The sequence below is a fragment of the Leifsonia araucanica genome (assembly GCF_051161895.1).
GTDB lineage: Bacteria > Actinomycetota > Actinomycetes > Actinomycetales > Microbacteriaceae > Leifsonia.
Map to the genome: position 1 here is coordinate 1,353,569 of NZ_JBMBTW010000002.1, position 21,310 is coordinate 1,374,878.

The window sequence follows — 21,310 nt, forward strand, 5'->3', positions numbered from 1 at the left end:
GGTGCGTCGCAGCGGAGGGAGCACGGGATGGCCGACAGCCACCAGCGCGTGAGCGCCATGCTCGCCGTGTCCACCGTGATCTTCTCGCTCCGCAACGACGAGGAGACGGGCGACATCGCGAGCGTGTGGCTTCCGCTCGTGCGCCGCGTCCGCCAGCCGTTCGAGGGATGCTGGGCGCTGCCGGGCGGTCCCCTGCACGGCGATGAGGACCTCGCATTCGCCGCCGCACGCACCCTCAACGACACGACGGGGCTGACCCCGCGCTACCTGGAGCAGCTGTACGCGTTCGGGGACGCATCCCGGTCGACGGGGGCGGAGCGCGTCGTGTCCATCGTCTACTGGGCGCTGGTGCGCAGCGAGGAGGCCGCACGAGCGAGCGTCGGCGAGAACGTGCGCTGGTTCCCCGCCGACGACCTGCCGAGCCTCGCCTTCGACCACAAGCTCATCGTCGAGTACGCCCTCTGGCGCCTGCGCACCAAGATGGAGTACTCCCGCATCGCGCACGCCTTCCTCGGCGAGACGTTCACGCTCGCCCAGTTGCGCGAGGTGCACGAGGCTGTGCTCGGGCGCCCGCTCGACCCCGCCAACTTCCGCCGCACCATCGAGGGCTCCGGCGCCGTGGTCGCCACCGACCAGTACCTCACCGGCACCCGGCACCGGCCTCCGCGCCTCTACCGGTACAACGACTCCATCGACCTCGCCGACGCCGGACCACTCCCCCGCCAGCAGCATCCCTTCGCCGCACAACCAGCAGCAGTACCGTTCGAGAGTAGAGAAGAATGAGCACCATCGCCTCGGTCGACACCACCATCCAGCTCATCGCCACCGGCGAGCTGAACGGCGAGACCTGCACCCCCGACCTCGTCGACGCCCCCTGGACGTTCGACTCCCTGGCGCCGTCGTACGGTCCAGGCGCGTCGATGGCCGACCCCATCCCGGTGGATGCGCCGCGCCAGGGCGAGCTGCCGGAGGAGTACCGCACGGCGTCCAAGGAGGAACTGCACGACCGCATCCTCGCTGCGAAGGCGACACTCGGCGACAGGGTCGTGACGCTCGGCCACTTCTACCAGCGCGACGAGGTCGTGCAGTACGCCGACTTCGTGGGCGACTCCTTCCAGCTGGCCAACGCCGCGAAGGCCAAGCCGGAGGCGGAGGCAATCGTCTTCTGCGGCGTGCACTTCATGGCGGAGACCGCCGACATCATCTCGCGGCCGGAGCAGGCGGTCATCCTGCCCAACCTCGCTGCCGGATGCTCGATGGCCGACATGGCGGACATCGACTCCGTGACCGAATGCTGGGAGCAGCTCGAAGAGCTGTACGGCACCGAACCGGATGCGGACGGCCGCGTGCCGGTCATCCCGGTCACGTACATGAACTCGTCCGCAGCCCTCAAGGGCTTCTGCGGCGAGCACGGCGGCATCGTCTGCACCTCCTCCAACGCGGAGACCGTGCTGACCTGGGCGTTCGAGCGCGGGCAGCGGGTGCTGTTCTTCCCCGACCAGCACCTCGGCCGCAACACCGCGAAGGCGATGGGCGTCCCCGTCGAGCAGATGCCGCTCTGGAACCCGCGCAAGCCGCTCGGTGGCACCGACGCCGACACGCTGCAGGATGCGCGTGTCATCCTCTGGCACGGCTTCTGCTCCGTGCACAAGCGCTTCACCGTCGGCCAGATCGAGCACGCGAGGGCCGAGTTCCCCGGCGTGCGCGTGATCGTGCACCCGGAGTGCCCGATGGAGGTCGTCGACGCCGCGGACGAGTACGGCTCGACCGACTACATCGTCAAGGCCATCGCGGCGGCGCCGGCAGGGTCGACGTTCGCCATCGGCACCGAGATCAACCTGGTGCAGCGCCTGGCCGCGCAGTTCCCGCAGCACACCATCTTCTGCCTCGACTCGATCGTGTGCCCCTGCTCGACCATGTACCGCATCCACCCCGGCTACCTGGCCTGGGTGCTGGAAGGCCTGGTGCGCGGCGAGGTGCTGAACCGCATCCAGGTGTCGCCGGAGGTGGCGGAGCCGGCCAGGGTCGCGCTCGAGCGCATGCTCGCCGCGCGGCCGGACACCACGATGGCGGCCTGACATGGCCAGGGTCGTGGTGGTCGGCAGCGGCATCGCCGGGCTGGTCGCCGCCGTCGAGGCGAGCAGGACCAACAGTGTCACGCTCGTCACGAAGGCCGAGCTCGCCGAGAGCAACACCGCGTACGCGCAGGGCGGGATCGCCGCAGCGTACTTCGCCGACGACAGCGTCGAGTCTCACGTCGCGGACACGCTGCGCGCCGGGGCAGGACTGAACGTTCGGGATGCGGTGGTCGCGCTCTGCGCGGAGGGTCCGGACCGCATCCGCGACCTGATCGCGTTCGGCGTCGCCTTCGACCGCTCGGGCGGCGACCTCGCACGCGGTCTCGAAGCCGCGCACTCGAACGCGCGCGTGCTGCACGCGGGCGGAGACGCGACCGGCGCGGAGATCGAGCGGGCGCTCGTGCGCGCCGTGCGGGCGTCCGGAACGCGGATCGTGGAGCAGGCGTTCCTCTGCGACCTGATCGTGGAGGACGGCGCTGTGACCGGCGTCGAACTGCTGCTCGCCGACGGCACCATCGAGGTGCTCGACGCCGACGCCGTCGTGCTGGCCAGCGGAGGGGCAGGACAGCTCTACGCGCACACCACCAACCCGGCGGTCACCACCGGAGACGGCGTCGCCGCCGCCTGGCGCGCCGGTGCCGCCGTCGCGGACGTGGAGTTCTACCAGTTCCACCCGACAGCGCTCGCGATCCCCGGCTCGTTCCTGGTGTCGGAGGCCGTGCGCGGCGAGGGCGCGGTGCTGCGGAACGCGCGCGGCGAGCGGTTCATGCTCGACGTGCATCCGGATGCGGAACTCGCGCCGCGCGACGTGGTCGCCCGGGGCATCGCTGTCGAGATGGCCGCGCAGGGCGGGCGTCCCGTCGTCCTCGACGCGACGGCGCTCGGCGCCGACTTCCTGGCGAAGCGCTTCCCCACCATCGACGCCGCCTGCCGGGCGGCCGGGCTGGACTGGTCGCACGAGCCCGTGCCCGTCACGCCCGCTGCCCACTACTGGATGGGCGGGGTCGCCACGGACACGAGCGGTCGCAGCACACTGCCCGGGCTGTACGCGGTCGGCGAGGTGGCCTGCACGGGAGCGCACGGCGCCAACCGGCTGGCGTCGAACTCGCTGCTGGAAGGGCTGGTGTTCGCGCACCGCGCCGTCGCCGCGATCGACCGCGGCGATGCGTGGCCGGAGGCGCCGGCGTGGCTGGACGGGGCTCTCGCATCCACTGCCGGAGAGCGGACGGAACGACCCGATGCCGTACCGGTGGACCGCGCGCAGCTGCAGGCGCTGCTCTGGGACGCCGCGGGCGTGCACCGCGACAGGGAGCGACTGGATGCGGCGCTCGGCGTGCTCACCGGGTGGCGCGCATCCAGGACGCACCGCACGCGCGCCGAGCGCGAGGACGCCAACCTCCTCGACCTGGCCAGGCTCGTCGTCTCGTCGGCGCTCGGCCGGGAGGAGTCGCGCGGCGCGCACTTCCGCTCCGACTTCCCCGCGCCGTCGGCGGACGCGCGGCACACCGTGCGCACCGCGCACGCCGCGCGCCCCGCACACTCCACTTTCGCCACTGCCCTGATCGACACCGAGGTGACCGTTCCATGCTGACCGACCAGACCATCCAGACCGTCGTGCGGGCCGCCCTCGTCGAGGACGCGCCGTGGGGCGATCTCACTTCGGCTCTGCTCATTCCCGAGACGGCATATGCCACGGCCCGGCTGGCCGCTCGTGAGGCAGGGACGTTCTCCGGCGGCGCCGTGTTCACTGCCGCGATGACGATCACCGACCCGCGCATCGCGGTCGAGCTCGCGGTCTCGGACGGCGACGCCTTCCAGGCCGGGGACACGCTCGCCACGGTGTCCGGGCCTGCACGATCCGTGCTGCAGGCGGAGCGGGTCGCCCTCAACTTCGTGCAGAGGATGAGCGGGATCGCGACCCTCACGGCGTCCTACGTCGCCGAGGTCGCGCACACCGGCGCCCGCATCGTCGACACCAGGAAGACCACGCCGGGACTGCGCGCCTTCGAGCGCCACGCCGTGCGCAGCGGCGGCGGCCACAACCACCGGTTCTCCCTGTCCGACGCGGTGATGGCGAAGGACAACCACTTGGCCGTGCTCACCGAGCAGTCCGGGCTGTCGGTGACGGAGGCGCTGCTGGCCGTGCGCGCGCAGCTCTCGCACACCACGCACCTCGAGGTCGAGGTGGACCGCATCGACCAGATCGAGCCGGTGCTCGCCGCGGGCGTCGACACGATCATGCTCGACAACTTCACCGTCGAACAGCTGCGCGAAGGCGTCGCACTGGTCGCCGGTCGGGCCATCGTGGATGCGAGCGGCAACGTGAACCTCTCCACCGTGCGCAGCGTCGCGGAGACCGGCGTGGACGTCATCTCGGTCGGCGCGCTGACGCACAGCGTGCGCGCGCTCGATCTGGGGCTCGACGTCGTGCTGGATGCGGAGCCGGACGCGACATGATCTACCTCGACGCGGCGGCCACCTCGGCGGTGCGTCGCGAGGTCCTCGAAGCGATGTGGCCGTACCTCACCGGCGACTTCGGCAACCCGTCGAGCCACCACGGCGTCGGAGAGTCCGCGGCGCGCGCCCTCGCCGACGCGCGGGCGACGGTGGCCGCGTGGCTGGGCTGCCGCGCGTCGGAGGTCGTCTTCACCTCGGGAGGCACGGAGGCGGACAACCTCGCGATCAAGGGCATCGCGCTGGCCACCCCGCGCGGGCGGCACATCGTGACGACCGCCATCGAGCACGAGGCGGTCCTCGCCTCCGTGGACTACCTGGTGCGGCAGCACGGCTTCACCGTCGACTACGCGCCCGTCGGCCGCGACGGGCTGATCGACGTCGACGCGTTCGCCGCGCTGCTCCGCCCGGACACCACCCTCGCCAGCGTGATGCTCGCCAACAACGAGGTCGGCACCGTCCAGCCGATCGCCCGGCTGACCGCGCTGACGCACGAGCTGCGCATCCCGTTCCACACCGACGCCGTGCAGGCGGCGGGCTGGCTGCCGCTCGACGTGACGACGCTCGGCGTGGATGCGCTCAGCGTCTCCGGCCACAAGCTCGGCGCCCCGAAAGGGATCGGCGCGCTGTTCGTGCGCGGACGCATCCCGATCGAACCCGTGCTGCACGGAGGAGGGCAGGAGCGCGGCAAGCGCTCCGGCACCGAGAACGTCGCCGGTGCGGTCGGGCTGGCCACGGCGGTGCGGCTCGCGGCGGCGAACCGCGAGGCGCAGTCCGCTGCCGCCGCCCGCGCACGGGATGCGTTCATGGCCGCCGTGCTGGCCGAGCTCCCGGATGCGCGGCTCACCGGGCATCCATCGGTGCGGCTGCCCGGCACGGCGTCGTTCGTGTTCCCCGGCAGCAACGGCGAGACGATCCTGCTCGAACTGGAACGGCGCGGTGTCGTCTCGTCGAGCGGATCGGCGTGCGCCGCGGGCAGCGAGGATGCGTCGCACGTACTGCTGGCGCTCGGCTACGAGGAGGACGTCGCCCGCACGGCCGTGCGGTTCTCCTGGGGTCCGGAGGTCGACGCCGACCAGCTCGCCGGGGTGGCCGCGGCCGTCGGGGACGCCGTCAGAGAGGTCGCGGCGCTCGGCCGCTGATCCCCCGATGCGAACGCATCGATTACGCGCAGAGTGAACGCCGGAAACGTTAACACGGCCGACACCCCGCATGTCGGTGGCCGTCGCTACGCTCGAACCCGTGACTGAGAACACCCCGCCCGCGCCTGAGGCGCTCGCCGACCCCGCCTTCGACGACCTCGCGGTCGCCGGATCCGCCGCCGACGTCTCGACGGGAGGAACGACCGGTGCCGGCGTCGCTGCGGCGCCCGATCACACCAAGCGCAACAACCGGGTGATCTGGCTGCTGCTCTCCGCCACGTTCGTCGTCATCCTCAACGAGACGATCATGTCGGTCGCCATCCCGAAGCTGATGGACGACCTGCGGATCGACGCGCTCGCGGCCCAGTGGCTGTCCACGGCGTTCATGCTGACGATGGCCGTCGTCATCCCGATCACCGGCTTCCTGCTGCAGCGGTTCAGCACGCGCAGCATCTTCATCGCCGCGATGAGCCTGTTCTCGCTGGGAACGCTGTCGGCCGCACTGGCGCCCGGCTTCGGGCTGCTCGTCGTCGCGCGCGTCATCCAGGCGTCCGGCACGGCCATCATGATCCCGCTGCTGATGACCACCCTGATGACGCTCGTGCCGCCGAACAAGCGCGGCCGCACGATGGGCAACGTCTCGATCGTGATCTCCGTCGCGCCCGCCATCGGCCCGACCATCTCCGGCTTCATCCTCAACTACCTCGACTGGCGCTGGATCTTCCTGATCGTGCTGCCGATCGCCGTGGTCATGCTGCTCATCGGCATCAAGTTCGTCGAGAACGTCACCGACCCGCAGAAGGTCAAGGTCGACGTGCTCTCCGTCATCCTGTCGGCGTTCGGGTTCGGCGGGCTGCTCTACGGTCTCAGCCAGACCGGCGCATCCGGCCCCGGCAGCTCGCCAGCGGTGATGTGGGTGTCGCTGGCGGTCGGCGTGGTCGCCCTGACCGCGTTCATCCTGCGCCAGCTCGTCCTGCAGCGCCGCGACAGCGCGCTGCTCGACCTGCGCACGTTCCGGTCGCCGATCTTCACGGTGTCGATCGCGCTGATGGCGATCAGCACGGCGGCGATGTTCGGCGTCATCATCGTGCTCCCGCTCTACCTGCAGCACGTCCTCGGCCTCGACACGCTCGCGACCGGACTGCTGCTCCTCCCTGGTGGTCTCGTCATGGGGCTGCTCGCGCCGTTCGTCGGCCGCATCTACGACCGGTTCGGGCCGCGCGTGCTGGTCGTGCCCGGCGCGATCCTGGTCAGCCTGGCGCTCTGGGGGTTCACGCTCATCACCGAGCACACCTCGCAGTACCTCGTCCTGGCCGGGCACGTCACGCTGAGCATCGGCCTCGCCTTGATGTTCACGCCGCTGTTCACGGCAGGACTCGGCGCTGTGCCGCCGAACCTGTACTCGCACGGCAGCGCGATCGTGGGCACGGTGCAGCAGGTGGCGGGAGCAGCGGGAACGGCCCTGCTCGTCGCGATCATGTCGGCGCACACGGCCTCGCTGGTCAGTGCGGGCACGAGCATCGTCCCCGCCACGGCGGGCGGCATCCGGATGGCGTTCCTCGCCGCGGCGATCATCTCGCTGTTCGCGGTGGTCGGCGCGTTCTTCATCCGCAAGCCGGCGGACGTGATCGCGCCGGAAGGGCACGTCGCGCACTGACCGCGCGGCGGCCGGACAGGAGGCAGGCATGGCACGCGGAGTCGACGCAGACACGGTCGACGAATACCTCGACCGGATCGGCGAACCCTTCTCGTCGGCGCTGCGCACGGTGCGCGACGGCATCGTCGAGGTGCTGCCGGACACGGAGCAGGTGATCAGCTACCGGGTGCCGATCTTCCGGCACCGCGGCCGCGCCCTGATCGGCCTGTCGGCCACGGCGAAGGAGTGCAGCCTGCTGCTGATGAGCCCGTCGGCCGCGGCGGCCCTCGCCGGGACGCTCACCGAGGGCACGCTCAGCGGCGCGACCCTGCACTTCGCGCCGGAGAAGCCGCTCGGGGTGGAGACGCTGCGCACCATCATCGAGTACCGCGTGGGCGAAGCGGCGGGGTGAGCGGCTGCGCTCGGTGCGCGGGGCGGGAGAGGTGATCGGCTCCGGTCGCGGCGCCTGCCGGGGTCTTCGGACTGCGCTCGCTACACCGGACGGGCGTCGGCGACCACGATCAGCTCGGTGGTCGCGTCGGTGACCGGGCCGCGCATCCAGTCGCCGTAGACCGCGCGCACCCCGAAGCCCGCGCCGACCAGCGACGCCCGCAGCTCCTCCTCGGTGCGGAAGCGCAGCGCGCCCTCGTCGGTGACGTGCTCCCCGTTCTCCCACTCGTAGTGCCCCACCAGGCCGACCACGCCACCCGAGACGCCGGTGACCTCGTTCCACGCCGTCACCCGGCCGTCCGGGGTGTCGAGCACCTCGCGGCCGTCGCCCCAGCGCAGCCAGGCCTGCGCCTGCGGGTCGCGGCTCTCGAACACGAGGAGTCCGCCCGGCCGCAGCGCCCGGTGGGCGGCGGCGAGTGCATCCGTCCAGGCGTCGTCCGTGACGAACACCTGGGCGACGTGTCCGGTCATGATTGCCAGGTCGGCGTCGCCGGGCGGGAGCTCGCTCGCCTCCGCGCGCAGCCACTCGACCAGGTCGCCGCCGTCGCGGGTGCGAGCGATGTCGAGCATGGCCTCCGCGGGGTCCGCTCCGAGCATCCGGTGGCCGCGGCGTGCGAGCTCGACGGTGAGCAGGCCGGTGCCGCAGCCGATGTCCAGGATGCGCGACCCGGGATGCTCGTCGGCGAACGCCAGGTAGAACTCGGTGTCGGCCGCGAACGGATTCATCCGGTCGTACAGGGCGGCGAGACGGGGGTCGCGGTAGCTGGCATCCTCGGTCACCTTCCCACGCTAGCGGTGCGGTCGCGCCGGTGCGAGCATGGAGTGCGGGGTTCTGCGACGGAGGAGGAAGCCATGTCCATCATCTCGACGACGGCACCGGAGGACGCGGAGGGCGAGGTCGCCGCGATCTACGCCAAAGAGGAGGCAGACCTCGGCTACGTCGCGTCGCACACGCGCGCGATGGCGGTGAATCCCGAGGCGTACCGGGCGTGGGAGCAGCTGGTCCGGGCGATCGTGTCGCAGCTGGGCACGCGCCGGTTCGAACTGGTCACGCTCGCCGCCGCGCAGGGCACGCACTCCGAGCACTGCAGGCTGGCGCACGGACGCAAGACCCTCCCGCTGATCGAGGAGGACCAGCTGATCCGCATCGCCCGCGACTACCACGACGCCGATCTGAGCGACGCCGAGGTGGGGATGATGGAATACGCGGAGCGGGTCAGCCGCGACTCGTACGCGATGACCGACGCCGACAGCCAGCGCCTGCGCGACCTCGGCTTCAGCGACAGGGAGATCGTCGACATCACGCTCGCCGCGTCGGCCCGCAACTACTTCAGCCGCGCCATCCAGGCGCTCGCGGTCGACGTGGATGTGCCGCCCGGCCTCAGCCCGCACCTCCGCGGGGCGCTGCTCGCGCCGCTCTGACCGGTCGCGTGGGCGGCACCCGGCGGGCGCGAGCTCGCACCGAGACACCAGTAACTGTCGCGAAAACGGCGGTTTCGGTGACAGTTGGTGGCATCTCGTCGGACGGAATGGCCGGAAACCTGTGGAGAAGGCGACGGAGTTCTGTGGTGGGGACGCGCTCGGGCGGCGAGAATGTGGGGACCGGAACCGGGATCAGCCCCGGGACCGTCACCCGGCGGCGGAAAGGGCGAATAGCGTGGGCAGCACCGTATTCGAGAGGAACCGGCCGGACGCATCCACGGTGCGGCACGCGCTGAGCGGCACCAGGCAGGCCGTGTTCTGGACGGAGGACGCGCCCGGCGACGCGTACCCGACGCTCACCGGCGACATCAGCTGCGACCTCGTGGTGGTCGGGGGCGGGTACTCCGGGCTGTGGACGGCGCTGCTCGCCAAGCGCGAGAACCCGGCCGCGCGCGTCGTCCTGCTCGAAGCGCGCAGGATCGGCTGGGCGGCGTCCGGACGCAACGGCGGCTTCTGCGAGGCGAGCCTCACCCACGGGGAGGAGAACGGCCGCAGCAGGTTCCCGGCCGAGTTCGACCAGCTGCAACGACTCGGGATGCGCAACCTCGACGAGATCGAGGCCACCGTTGCGGAGCTGGGCCTCGACGCAGGGTTCGAACGCAACGGCGCCATCGACGTGGCCACGGAGCAGCGCCAGGTGGAGTGGCTGCGCGAGGCGGCAGCGTCGGACGGCGCGGCGGCAGCGTCGGACGGCGCGGCGGAGGCAGCGGACGGCCAGGCAGCGGCGGCAGCGCCCTCCTCCTCCCCCACCCCTACGGCCCGCTTCCTCGACGGCGACGCCGTGCGGGCCGAGGTGCACTCCCCCACCTACCTCGCCGGGCTGCTGCGCACCCGCGACTCGGCCCTCGTGCATCCGGCCAAGCTCGCCAGGGCCCTCGCACGCGCCTGCGTCGACGCCGGGGTGGAGGTGTTCGAGCACAGCCCGGTGCTGAGCATCGGCGACGGCACGGTGATCGAAACCCCGCACGGCGTGGTCAGGGCGGAGCGTACGACGCTCGCCACCAACGTGTTCCCGAGCCTCCTGAAACGGAACAGGCTCGCGACGGTGCCCGTGTACGACTACGTGCTGATGACCGAGCCGCTGACGGATGCGCAGCTCGCCTCGATCGGCTGGTCGGGCAGGCAGGGCATCGGCGACTCGGCGAACCAGTTCCACTACTACCGGCTGTCGCAGGACAACCGCATCCTGTTCGGCGGGTACGACGCGATCTACCACTACGGCGGTCGCGTGCGCGAGCGGTACGAGGACCGGCCGGAGACGTTCGCGCGGCTGGCCAGCCATTTCTTCACGACGTTCCCGCAGCTCGACGGGCTCCGGTTCAGCCACCGCTGGGCGGGCGCGATCGACACCTGCAGCCGGTTCTGTGCGTTCTTCGGCACGGCCCGCGGCGGGAAGGTGGCGTACGCGACCGGGTACACCGGGCTCGGGGTGGCGGCGACGCACTTCGGCGCGCGGGTGATGCTGGACCTGCTCGCCGGGCGCACCACGGAACGCACCGAACTGGAGATGGTGCGCAGCCGCCCGCTGCCGTTCCCGCCGGAGCCCGCGGCCTCCATCGGCATCAACCTGACCAGGTGGTCGCTCGACCGCGCCGACCACGCGGACGGCCGACGCAACCTGTTCCTGAAGGGGCTGGATGCGGTCGGGCTCGGCTTCGACAGCTGACGGGCGCCGTCAGCCGCGCGCGCTGCGTGCCAGGAGGGCCGCGTGCAGGGCGGACAGGGTCTCGCCGTCGTCGAGGTCCATCCCGAGCAGGTCCTCGATGAGGGCGATGCGCTGGTAGAAGACCGAACGCGACAGGTGGCTGGCCGCGGCCGCCCTGGTGCGGTTGCCCGGGTGGGCGGCGTACGCGCGGAGCACGTCGAGCAAGTCGCCGCCGTTGGCGAGGTCGAAGTCGATGAGCGGCCGCAGCATCAGCTCGCTGTGCTCCTGCATGCGGGGATCCGCGCCGAGGGTGGTGACGAGTCGGAGGAGCGGCCGGTGCTCCGCGCGCAGGATCGTCACGCCGCGGGAGCGCCTGCCGTCGGCGCGAGCGATCAGCTGCCCGGCCTCCGCGATCGACGCCAGCAGGCCCGGGATGCCCGGAGCCTGCGACCCGAGGGCCACGGTCACGGCCGCCCCATCGCCCGCCGCCCCGCCGCCTGCCGCCCCGGTGCCTGCCGCCCCGGTGCCTGCCGCCCCGCCGCCTGCCGCCCCAGTGCCCACCGCTCCGCCGCCCGACGATCCATCGCCCGCCGCCCCACCGACCGCCCGGCCGATCGCCTGAGCGACGGCGGTGAGGGCGGCGTCCGTCACCGGCCGCTCCGCGCGCGACGACACGGCGAGCACGAGCATCCCCTCTGTGCGCTCCGGATGCTGCGCGACGAGCACGTCGAGCCCCTGGCCGCGCGCCGCCTGCCGGACGGCGTCGGCGAGCGCTGCGCCGTCGAGATGGCCGGAACGCCCTGAGCCCTGCGAACCGCCTGAACCGCCCGCACCGGCTGCGCCCACCCCAACGCCGGCACCACCCGCACCACCACCAACCCCCACGACCGCCCCGCTCAGCACCCGCCCCGCCACGGGCAGCCCGGACGCCTCGAAGCGCGCCACCAGGCCGCTCTCGCTGGCGAAGCGGCGGCCGAGCAGCGCGCCGAGGAGGCGGTCGTGGCTCTGTCTGGTCCATTCGTCCGCATCCCGGTCGGCGAGCCTGCTGAGGGCGAGGGCGACCGCCGCCTGTTCGAGCACGTTGGAGCGTCCGGCCGGATGCGGGAGGCCCGGGAGCGCGATGAGGTGACCCCAGCGCATCCCGCGCGCCTCGATCGGGGTGATCAGCCAGCGGTCGTCGCCCGCGCCGCGGTGGGCGTGGCGGGAGCGCTGCTCCCAGTCGGCGAGCGCGACCTCGGCGGCGTCCACCCCGGACGCCGCGATGACGCGGTGGTTGAGGTCTTCGAGCACGACGGGGGCGCCCAGCGCCCTCGCCGCCTCCGCGACGATGAAGTCGGCCGGGCTGCCGCGCAGGCTCAGCTCGGTGAAGAGGGCGTGGATCTCGTCCCTGGCGCGCAGGGCGACCATCTGGTCGGCGATGATGCGGGAGTGCACGGCCTCGGTGATCGCGATGAACCGCACCTCCCTGTGCAGCACGATGAAGGGCATCCCCGAGGCGCGGAAGCCGTCGACGATGGCGGCGGGCGGCTGCGGCATCCTGTCGCTCAGTTCGAGCACCAGGCCGGCGATGCCGCCCTCCGCGAGTCCGGCGGCGAGCGCAAGCAGCGCGTCGTCGTCCGTCGGCCAGCCCGCACCCGTGGAGAGGAGCAGTTCGCCTCCGCTGACCAACCGAGCGCTCTCGGCCGTCTCGGAGACGTGCACCCAGCGCACCGGGCAGTCCAGGCCGTCCTCCCCGGACAGCACCTCCGGCAGGGCGCGGGCCACATCGTCGAAGCGCAGGATCTCCCGGATGGTCGGCAGCACGGCCGACGAGACAGCTTCCGGACGATCTGTCTCGCCTGCCGTCAAGCTCCGACGATCTGGCATCGCCCACCCGCTTCTTTCTCTGTCAGCATTGGGATGCAAGCCTACTGTTTTCCTCCGGGCAGTTCGTCCGGAGCGTTCCGAAGGAGAATGCCTGTGGCCCTCATCCGTCACCTCATCGACGGCGTCGAGCACGGCGAGCCCGTCCGCACCGGCCCGGTGTTCAACCCGGCGACCGGCGAACGGCAGCACGAGGTCGTGCTCGGCAGCGTCGCCGACGTCGAGGCCGCCGTTTCGGCAGCGAGAGCCGCCCTCCCCGGCTGGCGGGCGACCAGCCTCACCAAGCGTGCCGACGTGCTGTTCCGGCTGCGCCACCTGCTCACCGAGCGCTCCGCCGAGCTCGCCGCCATCGTCACGAGCGAGCACGGCAAGGTGCTGTCCGACGCCGCCGGCGAGATCGGTCGCGGGCTCGAGAACGTGGAGTTCGCCTCCGGGCTCATCGCGCAGCTGAAGGGCGAGTTCAGCCAGCAGGTGTCCACGGGCGTCGACGTGCACAGCGTCAAGCAACCCGTCGGCGTGGTCGGCTGCATCACGCCGTTCAATTTCCCGGTGATGGTGCCGCTCTGGATGGTCGCGAGCGCCATCGCCTGCGGCAACACCGTCGTCCTCAAGCCGAGCGAGAAAGACCCGAGCGCGTCGGTGTTCCTGGCCAGGCTGTTCCTGGAGGCCGGCCTGCCCGCCGGGGTGCTCAACGTGGTGCACGGCGACAAGGTCGCGGTCGACACCATCCTGGACAGCCCGGACGTGGATGCGGTCAGCTTCGTCGGCTCCACGCCCATCGCCCGCTCGATCTACCAGCGCGCGAGCGCGAACGGCAAGCGGGTGCAGGCGCTCGGCGGCGCGAAGAACCACATGGTGGTGCTGGCCGACGCCGACATCGACGCGGCAGCCGATGCCGCCGTCTCCGCGGCGTACGGATCGGCCGGAGAGCGCTGCATGGCGGTCAGCGTGCTGGTCGCGGTCGGCGACGTCGGCGACCGGCTGGTGCCCGCCATCGCCGGCAGGCTCGACGCGCTGGCGATCGGCGACGGCACGGACGCCGCCAGCGAGATGGGCCCACTGATCACCGCCGAGCACCGCGACAAGGTCGCCTCATACGTGGCCGGAGCAGAGGCGGAGGGCGCGACCGTGGTGGTCGACGGCACCGCGAAGCAGTTCGACGGCGACGGCTTCTTCATCGGCGTCAGCCTGATCGACCACGTCGGCACCGGGATGCGCGTCTACACCGACGAGATCTTCGGCCCGGTGCTCTCCGTCGTGCGCGTCGCCACCTACGAGGACGCCGTCGCGCTGGTCAACAGCAACCGGTACGGCAACGGCGTCGCCCTGTTCACCCGCGACGGCGGGGCGGCCAGGCAGTTCGAGTTCGACGTGGAGGTGGGCATGGTCGGGATCAACGTCCCGATCCCGGTGCCGGTCGGTGCGTACTCGTTCGGCGGCTGGAAGGACTCGCTGTTCGGCGACTCCCACATCTACGGGCCGGAGTCGTTCCACTTCTACACCCGCAGCAAGGTGGTCACCACGCGCTGGCCCGACCCGCTGCACTCCACGATCGAGCTCGCCTTCCCCGGCAATTCCTGACCGGCGACTCCGCACCGGCGACCACTGACCGGCGACCACTGACCGGCGCACCCGCCGACCGCACCCCCAGCACCAACAGGACGGACAGCATGACCGACACCACCGCATCCATCGCATCCACCGCACGCACCGGATTCCTGGACAGGCACGGCGTCGAGCATCCCTTCGGCGACGGCGCGGCCGAGACGCAGGTGCGCTCCGACGACCGCGGCCACGTCTTCCACTCGTGGAGCGCCCAGGCGCAGATCGACCCGCTGCCGGTCGCAGCGGGCGACGGCTCCACGTTCTGGGACTACCGCGGCACCGCCTATCTCGATTTCAGCTCGCAGCTCGTGAACCTGAATCTCGGCCACCAGCATCCGGACCTGGTGCGCGCCATCCAGGAGCAGGCGGGACGGCTGGCGACCATCCAGCCGTCGATGGCGAACGACGTGCGCGGCGAGCTGGCCAGGCGGATCGCCGAGGTCGCTCCCGGCACGCTGAACAGCGTGTTCTTCACCAACGGCGGCGCGGATGCGAACGAGTACGCCGTGCGGATGGCGCGCAGGGTGACCGGTCGCCGCAAGGTGCTGTCGATGTACCGCTCGTACCACGGCGGAACCGGCGCGGCCATCGCGCTGACCGGCGACCCGCGGCGCTGGGCGAACGAGCCGAGCGACCCGTCCGTCGCCCACTTCTTCGGTCCGTACCTGTACCGGTCGGCGTTCCACGCGACCACGCAGGAGGAGGAGACGCAGCGCGCGCTCGAACACCTCGAGAACGTGATCGTGCTCGAGGGTGCTGCGACCGTCGCGGCCATCGTCATCGAGACCATCGTGGGCACCAACGGCGTGCTCGTGCCCCCTCCCGGCTACCTGGCCGGGGTGCGCGCGCTCTGCGACCGCTACGGGATCGTGTACATCGCCGACGAGGTGATGGTCGGTTTCGGCCGGATCGGCGAGTGGTTCGCCGTCGACGCGTTCGAGGTCGTCCCCGACCTGATCACCTTCGCGAAGGGCGTCAACTCGGGGTACGTGCCGCTCGGCGGCGTCGTCATCTCGGACAGGATCGCGGAGTTCTTCGACGACGTGGCGTTCCAGGGCGGGCTGACGTACTCCGGGCATCCACTGGCCTGCGCGGCCGGGGTGGCGACGTTCGAGGTGTTCGAGCGCGACGGCATCCTGGAGCGGGTGCGCGATCTCGGCGAACGCGTGGTCGAGCCGACGATCACGGGCTGGCTGGACACGCACCCGTCGCTCGGCGAGGTGCGCGGTCGCGGGCTGTTCTGGGCGCTCGAACTGGTGCGCGACCGCGAGACCAGGGAACCCCTTGTGCCGTTCAACGCCGCGGGAGCGGACGCCGCCCCGATGGCCGAGCTGGCGGCCGCCTGCAAGGCGGAGGGGGTGTGGCCGTTCATCCACTTCAACCGGATGCACATCGCGCCTCCGCTGGTGATCGGCGAGGTCGACCTGCGGCGCGGACTCGCCGTGATCGACGCCGCGCTGACGGTCGCCGACCGCTACGCCCAGTGATCGGCGTTATCGTTGGGCCATGACCGAACCCGGAGACGGCCGCGTCGCCGTGTACATCGACTTCGACAACATCGTGATCTCGAGGTACGACCAAGTCCACGGCCGCGGCCAGTTCATGCGCGACAGACAGAAGGCGGCCGGCAAGACCGACCCCACCTTCACCGCGAAGCTCGCTGAGGCGACCGTCGACATCGGCGCGGTGATCGACTTCGCCTCGTCGTTCGGCACGCTGGTGCTCACCCGCGCATACGCGGACTGGTCGGCAGCGGTCAACGCCGACTACCGCGGGCAGCTGGTCGGCCGCGCCGTCGACCTCGTGCAGCTGTTCCCCGCCGCCGCGTACGCGAAGAACGGCGCGGACATCCGGCTGGCCGTGGATGCGGTCGAAGACCTGTTCCGCCTGCCCGACCTCACGCACGTGGTGATCGTGGCGGGAGACTCCGACTACATCGCGCTCGCCCAGCGCTGCAAGCGCCTCGGCCGGTACGTGATCGGCATCGGCGTCGCCGGGTCGACCAGCAAGTCGCTCGCCGCGGCCTGCGACGACTTCGTGACGTACGACGATTTGCCGGGGGTTGCCCGGGATGAGGACGCGGAGTCCGTCGAGGTGACCGCTCCGGATGCGCCTCCCGCGGCCGGGCGCGCCGCATCCGTCGTCGAGCCGGTCGCCGTAGGGAGTGCGGCCTCGAAGGCTTCCGCGGCCACCGTGACCGACGGGGCGACCGAGCCCGCAGCACCGAAGCGACGCCGGTCCACCAAGGCGGCCGCGCAGGAGCCCGCTCCCGCGTCCGCGCAGGATTCCGGACCCGAGCCGACCCCCGAGGAGCCGGTCGAGGAGGAGCGGGAGGACCCGCAGCTCGTCGCCACCCGGCTGCTCGCTCGCGCCATGCAGCTCGGCCATGAGAAGGACGACGCCGAGTGGCTGCACAGCTCGACGGTGAAGGGCCAGATGAAGCGAATGGACCCGTCGTTCAGCGAGAAGTCGCTCGGGTTCCGGTCGTTCAGCGATTTCATCAAATCGCGCAGCACACTGGTCGAACTCGACGACAGTTCGACAGCGCAGATGCTGCGGCTCGCACCGACGAGGGCGGCGCGCCGCGCTCAGCATTCCGGTCGCGTGTCCTGAGCCGGCGTTCAGGTCGGGGGAATTGGATATGGCTATGGCACGACGTTGGGTGGCGACACGCTGGGGCGGACTGGACGGCTGGGAGTTCCAGGAGGTGGAACTCCCGCAACCCGGGCCGGGTGAGGTGACGATCCGGGTGACCGCTGCCGGCGTGAACCCCGCAGACTACAAGCACGTCTCCGCGCCTCGACCCGGCCTGGAGCTTCCGGCCCCCATCGGCTACGAGGTGGCGGGCGTGCTGTCCGCGATCGGCCCGGACACCGAGATCGCGTCGGGAGGAGGGGCCGTCGGGGATGCCGTGGTCGCCTTCCGCATCGCGGGCGGATACGCCACCGAGGTGATCGTGCCGGCGGCCGACGTGTTCGCGAAGCCGCCGCGGCTGGACGACCCTGCGGCGGCGAACCTGCTGCTCGCCGGTTCGACCGCGTCGCAGATGCTGCACACCGTCGGTGTGCGGGCCGGGGAGACGATCATCGTGCACGGCGCATCCGGTGCCGTCGGGGTGAGTGTGCTGCAGCAGGCCGCCGAGCTCGACGTGCACGTGATCGGAACGGCGAGCGAGGCCAGATTCGCCGAGGTCCGCCGGTTCGGCGGCACCCCCATCGCCTACGGTCCCGGCCTGCTGGACCGGGCGCGCGAGGCCGGGCACGGGCACATCCGGGCCGCGCTCGACTGCGTCGGCACCGACGAGGCGATCGACGTGTCTCTCGAACTCGTGGCCGACCGCAACCGCATCGTCACCATCGTCGCCGCCGCCCGCGCGGCCGAGGAGGGCTTCCACGCCATCAACGGCGCCCAGCCGGAGAGTGCCGCATACCGGGACAGCGTGCGGGCCGACCTGCTCGCCCTCGCCGGGAGCGGACGCCTGCAGGTGCCCGTGGCGCGCACATACCCGCTCGCCGAGGCGATCGAGGCGCTGACGTTTCTGAAAGACGGACACCCCGGCGGGAAGATCGCCCTGCTGAACTGAGCAGCGGCGAACGCCGGCCTTAGGCCGGTTTGCTCGCCTTGCCGTCCAGCCAGAGCGTGTCGGACTCGTCCCGGTGGGCGGTGTCCACCCCGACGAACTTCGCGTCGATCTTCGGACCCTTGGTGATGACGTGCACCAGCGCCATCCCGTGCCCGCGACCCAGGTCGAAGTCGGTCTTCAGCCACTCCAGGATCGGTCCGGCCTTGGTGTCCTCGCCGAAGCCGTGCTCGTGCGCCAGGGCGATGAACTCGCGCGGCGTCTTGCCGGTCTTGTCCTCGATGTTGTCGAGATATGCCTGGAACGACATGCGTCAGCTCTCCCTCAGGTGGGCGGCGGCCTGCTCCTCCGGCATGATGACCATGCCGCCGGTGCGCTGGCTCGACTGCAGCAGCGCCTCCATCCACTGTTCGTTCAGTGTGGGCGGCCTGCTGCCGGCGAAGACGAACGCCATCGGGATCTCGCGGCTGATCCAGAGGCTGATCCTGCCGCCGCCCTGCTCCGGCGGGATCTCCCAGTTGAGCAGGAAGCTCTCGTGCCTGCGCAGCTTGGTGACGAGCGCGATCTTCACGTGCGAGAGCACGCGGTCGTCGAACTCGAACTCCTGGCCGTGGCCGTAGATCAGCTTGCCCATCCGGTCACTCCGATCGTTTCGAACGCGCCGCCCGGTATGTGCCCTCCGGCACCTCCTGACGGATCTCGGCCCGCAGCTCGTCTTCGAGCAGGAGACCGGAGTTGCTGTTCGCGCGCTCCGTGAGAATGGTCAGCCACTCACGGTTCAGCTCGGGAAGCTGCGTGTGCGTGAACGCGAACTGGATGCTGATCGACGGGTCGAGCCAGATGGATCGCAGGCTGCCGTCGACCCCTGACCGGTCCACCCACAGCAGAAGGAAACCCTCGCGGCGGCGCAGTTTGGTCGCTATCACTGCCTGCAGGTGTGCGAGCACGCGATCGTCGAACGTAAAGCTGTCTGTCCCGTCGTAGATCAGTGTTCCCAATTAAGTTCCTCTCCGGGGTCCACTTTCGCCTCCGGGAGGCACCTCGTCAAGTCGGATCGCTGTTTCACTTCCGTGCGCGTTTCTCCGCGTGTCGGCGCCCGGGCGGACGTATGCTCCGCGACATGGACGCTCTCACGCGAACCATCAAAGCGGCCCTCCTCTACGAGGACGGGGCGACCCTCGACAGTGTCGTCGTCGTCCCGCTGATCGGAGGCTGTCCTCCCGGGGAGATCCGGGTGGCGACGACCTTCGCCGGCGCCTTGGCCTACGACGTCTACGAGCTGGACGACGACGAGGAGTTCTCGTCGATGCCCGCATATCCGTATAAGGCGACGGTGCCGGTCACGACCGCCGACCTGACCGACTGACCCGCCCTATCCGGCCACCGAACGCTGCAGCAGCCTGCGCACCTCGTCGTCGAACGGCGCGACGGGACCGTCCACCGGCACCCCCGGCGCGACCGTCTAGATGGGGAGCGCACTCACCGCGGAGACCGGGGCGCCCCAGGATGCGCGCCACCCGCTGATCTGCTCCGCCGACGCTGCGTAGACGATCCGCCCGAGCCCGACCCAGGCGTGCGCCGCCGAACACATCGGGCAGTGCTCCCCCGACGTGTAGACGACCGCGGCGGCGCGCGCATCCGGTGACAGGTTCCTGACCGCCCAGCGCGCGAGCTCGAACTCGGGATGCAGGGTCTCGTCCCCGCCGCCGACGCTGTTGCGGTCCTCGGCGAGCACCGCGCCGTCCTCGCCGACGAGGACCGACCCGAACGGCTCGTCCCCCGCATCCAGTGCCTCGGCCGCGAGCTGCACGGCCCTCGTCAGGTGGCGCCTGTCGTCGTCGCTGATGCCCATGCCGCCACCATAGCCCCGTGGTCGTCGCCGCTCTCGTCGTAGGCTGGAGGGCGTGACCGAAGCCAGACGCCCGGGCGCCGCCGTCGCAGCGCTCAGCGTCGGGACGCTGCTGAACCCGCTCAACTCGTCGATGATCGCGGTGGCGCTGGTGTCGCTGCAGCACAGCTTCCGGGTGGACATCGCCACGGTCACCTGGGTCATCACGTCCTTCTATCTGGCGTCGGCCGCCGGCCAGCCGCTGATGGGACGCTTCGCCGACCGGTTCGGCCCACGACGACTGTTCTTGTTCGGGATGCTCGTCGTCGCCGTCTCGTGCGCGCTCACCCCGTTCGCGTCGTCTTTCGTCGCGGTCTGCGCCGGCCGGGTGGCTCTCGCCATCGGAACGGCGACGGCGTTCCCGTCCGCCATCGCGATGCTGCGGTCGATCACGGCGGCGGCGAGCGGTGGCGGCGGTGGCGCAGGGTCTCGGGCCGCGACGCCGCGGCTGCTCGGGCGCATCCAGATCGCCAACACCTCGGGGGCCGCCATCGGGCCGGTGCTCGGCGGGGTGCTGGTGACGTTCCTCGGCTGGCAGGCGATCTTCTGGGTGAACGTCCCGATCGCCGCCGTCGCGTTCGCCGGGGTGTGGCTGTTCGCGCCGCGCGACCCCGAGCGGGTGAAGGCGCCGCTGCGGCAGGTGGTGGCCGAGTCGGACATCCCGGGCATCGTCGCGTTCGTGACGGCGCTGGCGACGCTGCTGGTGTTCCTGCTCGACCTGCGGCCGCAGCCGCTGTGGTGGCTTCTGCCGGTGAGCATCCTGGCCGGGGCGCTGTTCGTCTGGCGCGAACTGCGCACCGCCCATCCGTTCCTCGACCTGCGACTCCTCGCGGCGAACCGGCGGCTGCTGATGGTCTACCTCTGCTTCGCGGTGTTCAACGTGGTCTACTACTCGGCGTTCTTCGGCCTGCCGCAGTATCTGCAGGAGTACGGCGGATACTCGGCGGGCATCGCCGGGCTGCTGATGTTCCCCCTCGCGGCGGTGACGATCGTCGCCACGCCGTTCGCGGCACGCGCCATCGAGCGCGTCGGCGTGCGCACCACCCTGCTGTGGGGAGCGTCGGCGCTGATCGTCGGGGCCGGGCTGCTCGCGGTCGGGGCCGCGACGACGGCGCCGGTCGTGGTGCTGGTACTCACGGCCGTGCTCGGCGTGCCGTACTGCGTGGTGAGCATCGCGATGAACCAGGCGCTCTACTCGGCGGCCAGGCCGCAGGACGCGGGCGTTGCCGCAGGGATCTTCCAGACGTCCCGCTATGTCGGGGCGATCGTGGCGACCACGATGCTCGGGCTGCTGTTCACCGACGGGACGACCGCATCCACGTGGCTGGCGGCGGTGGGCATCGCGACCGGGCTCGCCGTCGTGCACCTGGCGCTGCTCGTCTTCGTCCGCCCGCGCGGCACTGCGGAGGCGTCGGCCGCTCCGTAGAAGCGGGGACGGTGGCCGACACGCCGCGGCGCACTCCGCAACAACGGAGATCGCGCGCGAC

21 protein-coding genes are annotated in these 21,310 nt (G+C 71.2%); 15 read left to right on the plus strand and 6 right to left on the minus strand.

The genetic code is table 11. From position 1 onward, the window contains the following. The first annotated feature begins 27 nt into the window (after nucleotides 1–27). The 7 genes from ACN6M5_RS06495 to ACN6M5_RS06525 all read left to right on the plus strand — a co-directional run bounded on the left by ACN6M5_RS06495 (nucleotide 28) and on the right by ACN6M5_RS06525 (nucleotide 7,722). Nucleotides 28–783 carry an NUDIX hydrolase gene (locus ACN6M5_RS06495; protein WP_085370472.1) on the plus strand — a complete coding sequence of 252 codons (756 nt, stop codon included), beginning with the start codon at nucleotides 28–30 and terminating at the stop codon, nucleotides 781–783. Continuing rightward, nucleotides 780–2,078: a quinolinate synthase NadA gene (gene nadA / locus ACN6M5_RS06500; protein WP_434948949.1), complete on the plus strand. Its 1,299-nt coding sequence runs from the start codon at nucleotides 780–782 to the stop codon at nucleotides 2,076–2,078. Before ACN6M5_RS06495 ends, nadA begins: the two co-directional genes overlap by 4 nt. Nucleotide 2,079: 1 nt before the next feature. Beyond that, entirely contained in the window at nucleotides 2,080–3,669 is a 1,590-nt protein-coding gene (gene nadB, locus ACN6M5_RS06505) for an L-aspartate oxidase (protein WP_434948950.1), read from the plus strand. Beyond that, entirely contained in the window at nucleotides 3,663–4,535 is an 873-nt protein-coding gene (nadC, locus tag ACN6M5_RS06510) for a carboxylating nicotinate-nucleotide diphosphorylase (RefSeq protein WP_434948951.1), read from the plus strand. Before nadB ends, nadC begins: the two co-directional genes overlap by 7 nt. Further along, nucleotides 4,532–5,674, plus strand: a complete 1,143-nt coding sequence (locus ACN6M5_RS06515) for a cysteine desulfurase family protein (protein ID WP_434948952.1) — start codon at nucleotides 4,532–4,534, stop codon at nucleotides 5,672–5,674. Before nadC ends, ACN6M5_RS06515 begins: the two co-directional genes overlap by 4 nt. 70 nt (nucleotides 5,675–5,744) lie before the next feature. After that, entirely contained in the window at nucleotides 5,745–7,331 is a 1,587-nt protein-coding gene (locus tag ACN6M5_RS06520) for an MDR family MFS transporter (protein WP_434948953.1), read from the plus strand. A 28-nt stretch (nucleotides 7,332–7,359) separates the two neighbouring features. Then, entirely contained in the window at nucleotides 7,360–7,722 is a 363-nt protein-coding gene (locus ACN6M5_RS06525; protein WP_434948954.1) for an iron chaperone, read from the plus strand. Between the two features lie 80 nt (nucleotides 7,723–7,802). On the opposite strand, the gene ACN6M5_RS06530 is transcribed toward ACN6M5_RS06525, so the two are convergent. Then, nucleotides 7,803–8,540 (minus strand): class I SAM-dependent DNA methyltransferase, encoded by a 738-nt coding sequence (locus ACN6M5_RS06530; RefSeq protein WP_434948955.1) that lies wholly within the window; start codon nucleotides 8,538–8,540, stop codon nucleotides 7,803–7,805. Nucleotides 8,541–8,612: 72 nt separating this feature from the next. Here ACN6M5_RS06530 and ACN6M5_RS06535 point away from each other — a divergent pair, with 72 nt between their 5' ends. Next, entirely contained in the window at nucleotides 8,613–9,182 is a 570-nt protein-coding gene (locus ACN6M5_RS06535) for a carboxymuconolactone decarboxylase family protein (protein ID WP_434948956.1), read from the plus strand. Nucleotides 9,183–9,417: 235 nt separating this feature from the next. Continuing rightward, the gene (locus ACN6M5_RS06540) at nucleotides 9,418–10,908 is read left to right on the plus strand and encodes an NAD(P)/FAD-dependent oxidoreductase (RefSeq protein WP_434948957.1); all 1,491 of its coding nucleotides are present in this window, start codon (nucleotides 9,418–9,420) and stop codon (nucleotides 10,906–10,908) included. 9 nt (nucleotides 10,909–10,917) lie between these two features. Here ACN6M5_RS06540 and ACN6M5_RS06545 read toward each other — a convergent pair whose 3' ends face one another. Beyond that, complete coding sequence (locus ACN6M5_RS06545; RefSeq protein ID WP_434948958.1) at nucleotides 10,918–12,735, minus strand: PucR family transcriptional regulator; 1,818 nt, start codon at nucleotides 12,733–12,735, stop codon at nucleotides 10,918–10,920. A 111-nt stretch (nucleotides 12,736–12,846) separates the two neighbouring features. Between ACN6M5_RS06545 and ACN6M5_RS06550 the strand changes: the two genes are divergently transcribed. The 4 genes from ACN6M5_RS06550 (at nucleotide 12,847) to ACN6M5_RS06565 (ending at nucleotide 17,938) form a co-directional block, all read left to right on the plus strand. Then, nucleotides 12,847–14,331, plus strand: coding sequence for a CoA-acylating methylmalonate-semialdehyde dehydrogenase (locus tag ACN6M5_RS06550; protein WP_434948959.1), 1,485 nt, complete (start codon nucleotides 12,847–12,849; stop codon nucleotides 14,329–14,331). Between the two features lie 89 nt (nucleotides 14,332–14,420). Next, nucleotides 14,421–15,842, plus strand: coding sequence for an aspartate aminotransferase family protein (locus ACN6M5_RS06555; protein ID WP_434948960.1), 1,422 nt, complete (start codon nucleotides 14,421–14,423; stop codon nucleotides 15,840–15,842). 19 nt (nucleotides 15,843–15,861) lie between these two features. Next, the gene (locus ACN6M5_RS06560; RefSeq protein WP_434948961.1) at nucleotides 15,862–16,968 is read left to right on the plus strand and encodes an NYN domain-containing protein; all 1,107 of its coding nucleotides are present in this window, start codon (nucleotides 15,862–15,864) and stop codon (nucleotides 16,966–16,968) included. A 34-nt stretch (nucleotides 16,969–17,002) separates the two neighbouring features. Beyond that, on the plus strand, nucleotides 17,003–17,938 hold the full coding sequence (locus tag ACN6M5_RS06565; protein WP_434948962.1) for an NADP-dependent oxidoreductase: 936 nt from the start codon (nucleotides 17,003–17,005) through the stop codon (nucleotides 17,936–17,938). Between the two features lie 19 nt (nucleotides 17,939–17,957). On the opposite strand, the gene ACN6M5_RS06570 is transcribed toward ACN6M5_RS06565, so the two are convergent. From ACN6M5_RS06570 to ACN6M5_RS06580, 3 genes are read right to left on the minus strand one after another with little or no spacing between them, the layout of a single operon-like run. Then, on the minus strand, nucleotides 17,958–18,245 hold the full coding sequence (locus ACN6M5_RS06570) for a DUF4287 domain-containing protein (RefSeq protein WP_085371344.1): 288 nt from the start codon (nucleotides 18,243–18,245) through the stop codon (nucleotides 17,958–17,960). 3 nt (nucleotides 18,246–18,248) lie between these two features. Further along, nucleotides 18,249–18,569, minus strand: coding sequence for a DUF7882 family protein (locus ACN6M5_RS06575; protein WP_434948963.1), 321 nt, complete (start codon nucleotides 18,567–18,569; stop codon nucleotides 18,249–18,251). 4 nt (nucleotides 18,570–18,573) lie between these two features. Further along, on the minus strand, nucleotides 18,574–18,933 hold the full coding sequence (locus tag ACN6M5_RS06580) for a DUF7882 family protein (protein WP_085371346.1): 360 nt from the start codon (nucleotides 18,931–18,933) through the stop codon (nucleotides 18,574–18,576). Between the two features lie 122 nt (nucleotides 18,934–19,055). Here ACN6M5_RS06580 and ACN6M5_RS06585 point away from each other — a divergent pair, with 122 nt between their 5' ends. Continuing rightward, nucleotides 19,056–19,301, plus strand: a complete 246-nt coding sequence (locus ACN6M5_RS06585; protein ID WP_085371351.1) for a hypothetical protein — start codon at nucleotides 19,056–19,058, stop codon at nucleotides 19,299–19,301. Nucleotides 19,302–19,397: 96 nt separating this feature from the next. Here the strand turns inward: ACN6M5_RS06585 and ACN6M5_RS06590 are convergent, their stop codons facing one another. Next, nucleotides 19,398–19,787, minus strand: a complete 390-nt coding sequence (locus ACN6M5_RS06590) for a nucleoside deaminase (RefSeq protein WP_434948964.1) — start codon at nucleotides 19,785–19,787, stop codon at nucleotides 19,398–19,400. Between the two features lie 43 nt (nucleotides 19,788–19,830). Between ACN6M5_RS06590 and ACN6M5_RS06595 the strand changes: the two genes are divergently transcribed. After that, on the plus strand, nucleotides 19,831–21,249 hold the full coding sequence (locus ACN6M5_RS06595) for an MFS transporter (RefSeq protein WP_434952331.1): 1,419 nt from the start codon (nucleotides 19,831–19,833) through the stop codon (nucleotides 21,247–21,249). Nucleotides 21,250–21,310: the final 61 nt, after the last annotated feature.